Here is a 2,613-nt window from a genome sequence, read left to right as displayed (position 1 = left end):
GGGATGACGAGGCGGCGGAGTTCCTGGCGGCGGCCCAGAAGCTCTCGCGGCGGCTCCTCTGGCGGTCTGGGTGCGGCCCTGGGCGACGGCGTAGAAGGCGACGGCCGCCGCCGCGCCGACGTTGAGCGAGTCGACGCCGTGCGCCATGGGGATGCGCACCCACTCGTCGGCCGCGCGCAGGGCGCGGGTGGAGAGGCCGTCGCCCTCCGCACCCAGCATCAGAGCCACCCGGTCCATCGTGTGCGGCGCCACCTCGTCCAGCGAGCGCGCCTTGTCGGCGGGGGTGAGCGCGAGGAGGGTGAAACCGGCTTCGCGGACCGTCTCCAGGTCTCCCGGCCAGCTCTCCAGACGTGCGTACGGCACGGAGAAGACCGCGCCCATCGAGACCTTGACGGAGCGTCGGTAGAGGGGGTCGGCGCAGTCCGGGGAGAGGAGCACGGCGTCCATGCCCAGGGCCGCCGCGCTGCGGAAGATCGCGCCGATGTTGGTGTGGTCGTTCACGGACTCCATGACGACGACCCGGCGGGCGGTGGTGAGGAGTTCGGCGGCCGTCGGGAGCGGCTTGCGCTGCATGGAGGCGAGGGCGCCGCGGTGCACGTGGTAGCCGGTGACCCGCTCGGCGAGGTCCGGGCTCACGGCGTACACCGGGGCCGGGACCTCGTCGATGACGTCGCGCATGACGTCGACCCACTTGGCGGAGAGCAGCATCGACCGCATCTCGTAACCGGCCTGGCGGGCCCGTCGGATGACCTTCTCGCCCTCGGCGATGAACAGGCCCTCGGCGGGCTCGCGGCGGCGCCGGAGCTCGACGTCGGTGAGGCCCGTGTAGTCGCTCAGGCGCGGGTCGTCGGGGTCGTCGATGGTGAGGAGATCGGCCACAGGGTGACACTGCCTTGTCGTGGGTGCGGTGCCCAAGGGGGCGGGCGGGGTTGTTGCCCCGGTTGCCCGGACTGGTCGTCCGTGGCTGCCGGGGCCGGGTTACCCGTGGTTACCCGGGGTGGGGTTACCCGTGGATACCGGGGCTGTTCACCGAGACTACGTCGCCGATGACGATGACCGCGGGCGGTCGTACGTTCTCGTCCTTGGCCGACGCGGCGACCGTGGCGAGGGTGGCGTCGACGCGGCGCTGGGTCGCCATCGTGCCCTCCTGGATGATCGCGACGGGGGTCTCGGGGGCGCGGCCGTGGGCGACGAGGGCCTCGGCGATGGCGCCGATGCGCTCGACCGCCATGAGCAGGACCAGGGTGCCGCGGAGGCGGGCGAGGGCTTCCCAGTCGACGAGGGAGCGCGGGTCGTCGGGGGCGACGTGGCCGCTGACCACGGTGAACTCGTGGGCGACGCCGCGGTGCGTGACCGGGATTCCGGCCGCGCCGGGGACGCTGATGGTGCTGGAGATGCCGGGGACGACGGTGCAGGCGATGCCCGCGGCGGCGAGCGCCTGCGCCTCCTCCATGCCGCGGCCGAAGACGAAGGGGTCACCGCCCTTGAGGCGTACGACCGTCTTGCCCTGCTTGGCATGGTCGATGAGGGCCTGGTTGATGGCCTCCTGCGCCATGAAGCGGCCGTAGGGGATCTTCGCCGCGTCGATGACCTCGACGTGCGGCGGGAGCTCGTCGAGGAGGTCGCGGGGGCCGAGCCGGTCGGCGATGACGACATCGGCCTCGGCGAGGAGACGGCGGCCCCGGACGGTGATCAGGTCCGGGTCGCCCGGGCCACCGCCGACCAGGTGGACGCGGGGGCCTTCGCCGGCCGCACGGGCCCGGTGGTGCGGGGCGGCCAGGCTGCCGTCGCGCAGGCCCTCGACGACGGCGTCGCGCACGGCGGCCGAGCGGCGCGGGTCGTGGCCGGTGAGGATCGCGACGGTGACGCCGTCGGAGCGGCCGGTGGCGGGGGTCCAGGCGGTGGCGGCTTCGGCGTCGTCGGAGCGGACGCACCAGGTGCGGGTGCGCTCGGCCTCGGCGGAGGCCGCGGTGTTGGCGGCGGGGTCGCTGGAGGCGACGAGCGCGTACCAGGTGTCGGCGAGGTCGCCGTCCTCGTACCGGCGGCGCTCCCAGGCGATCTCGCCGGCCTCGGCCATGGCTTCCACGGAGGGGGTTGCCGAGGGCGAGATCAGGGTGATGTCCGCGCCGGCCGCTATGAGGGCGGGGAGGCGGCGCTGGGCGACCTGACCGCCGCCGATGACGACGGTGCGGCGGCCGGAGAGGCGGAGGCCGACGGGGTAGGCGGGGCTTTCGGCGGTCTGCGGGTCGCCTGCGGCGTGCGCGGTCATGGGTGCGGCTCCTCGGGAGGGGCGGGCTCGATTCCCGCGGGAGGGGTCGGGGGCCGCTGCGGCAGTGGAGCGGCTGGTGGGGCGGGGTTTCGAGCCCCGGGGGCCTACTTTACGGGGCGGGGGTTGGGCGACGCTGGGCGGGCGCGGGGGCGCGGGCCGGAGCACGGGGTGCGGCTTCGCGTGGGGCCCCCGCTGCCCAAGGAGGCTCGGGACTGGAGGGCAGGCGGTCAGGGGCGCGGGGAACTGCGCGGCCGGCCACGACGCGCCCGCACAGTGACGTGATCACCCGCCCCGGAGCCGAGCGCAACCACCCCCACCGCGCACGTGACGGAGCCCCCGCCCAC

The 2,613-nt window shown here is 74.9% G+C and carries 2 protein-coding genes; both read right to left on the bottom strand.

From position 1 onward, the window contains the following. Positions 1-879 (bottom strand): TrmH family RNA methyltransferase (locus ACWGIG_RS38360; protein WP_453326357.1); only part of this gene is annotated, 879 nt, incomplete at its 3' end. A gap of 124 nt (positions 880-1,003) precedes the next feature. Further along, positions 1,004-2,269 carry a uroporphyrinogen-III C-methyltransferase gene (gene cobA, locus ACWGIG_RS38355; RefSeq protein WP_453326356.1) on the bottom strand — a complete coding sequence of 422 codons (1,266 nt, stop codon included), beginning with the start codon at positions 2,267-2,269 and terminating at the stop codon, positions 1,004-1,006. Between the last annotated feature and the right edge of the window lie 344 nt (positions 2,270-2,613).

The sequence above is a fragment of the Streptomyces sp. NPDC054863 genome, assembly GCF_053610825.1.
The sequence above is the reverse complement of the archived record's forward strand: the minus strand, read 5'-3'. Positions and strand labels throughout refer to the sequence as shown.

What these genes read in the sequence shown, in the direction of transcription:
- cobA (WP_453326356.1), bottom strand. Translation starts at nt 2,269, where the DNA reads ATGACCGCGCACGCCGCAGGCGACCCGCAGACCGCCGAAAGCCCCGCC.